Raw genomic sequence first — 797 nt, 5'->3', positions numbered from 1 at the left:
TCACGATTGACGAAGCTTGCGCTTCATTCGTTTTTGTATTCCGTAGAATACGATTTTTGCCTCATCGTTCAGTTTTCAAAGTTCGTCATAAAAAAATGGTGGAGCCTAGCGGGATCGAACCGCTGACCTCCTGCGTGCAAGGCAGGCGCTCTCCCAGCTGAGCTAAGGCCCCATTAAAGGGATGAAATTGAAGATGGTCGGGAAGACAGGATTCGAACCTGCGACCCCTTGGTCCCAAACCAAGTGCTCTACCAAGCTGAGCTACTTCCCGAAAATGCACCCTGAGAGATTCGAACTCCCGACCCCTTGATTCGTAGTCAAGTACTCTATCCAGCTGAGCTAAGGGTGCGGAATATAAGGATCAAACAGCAAACATCAAAATGAAAATGGTACCGAGGGCCGGAATCGAACCGGCACGGGGAAACCCCCGCAGGATTTTAAGTCCTGTGCGTCTACCAGTTCCGCCACCCCGGCAGGGATATAAAAGGTAGAACCTTCATTCATAGTTGAATTCTGGTGATCATTGAAGATAAAAATGGTGCCGGCAACAGGAGTCGAACCCGCGACCTACTGATTACAAGTCAGTTGCTCTACCAGCTGAGCTACACCGGCAAGTGTAATAAAAATGGTGGAGGATGACGGGATCGAACCGCCGACCCCCTGCTTGTAAGGCAGGTGCTCTCCCAGCTGAGCTAATCCTCCATATGTATCGCCTGGCAGCGTCCTATCCTCACAGGGGGAAGCCCCCAACTACTTTCGGCGTTCAAGTGCTTAACTTCCGTGTTCGGCATGGGAAC

Annotated in this window: 6 tRNA genes and 1 rRNA gene; all 7 read right to left on the bottom strand. The window is 50.9% G+C overall.

Going from position 1 to position 797, the window contains the following annotated elements:
- Window positions 1-96: 96 nt before the first annotated feature.
- A tRNA-Ala gene (locus KNQ03_RS16920) sits at window positions 97-172 on the bottom strand.
- Window positions 173-194: 22 nt separating this feature from the next.
- Window positions 195-271 (bottom strand) — tRNA-Pro (locus KNQ03_RS16915).
- A gap of 4 nt (window positions 272-275) precedes the next feature.
- Window positions 276-349: transfer RNA gene (locus KNQ03_RS16910), tRNA-Arg, on the bottom strand.
- Between the two features lie 38 nt (window positions 350-387).
- Window positions 388-474: transfer RNA gene (locus KNQ03_RS16905), tRNA-Leu, on the bottom strand.
- A 62-nt stretch (window positions 475-536) separates the two neighbouring features.
- Window positions 537-612, bottom strand: a tRNA-Thr gene (locus tag KNQ03_RS16900).
- 14 nt (window positions 613-626) lie between these two features.
- A tRNA-Val gene (locus KNQ03_RS16895) sits at window positions 627-702 on the bottom strand.
- Window positions 703-711: 9 nt separating this feature from the next.
- Window positions 712-797, bottom strand: a 5S ribosomal RNA gene (gene rrf / locus KNQ03_RS16890); the annotation flags it as partial.

It is taken from the genome of Exiguobacterium sp. s143, from assembly GCF_018618895.1.
Taxonomy (GTDB): domain Bacteria; phylum Bacillota; class Bacilli; order Exiguobacteriales; family Exiguobacteriaceae; genus Exiguobacterium_A; species Exiguobacterium_A abrahamii.
This window is presented reverse-complemented; position numbering and strand designations above follow the sequence as displayed.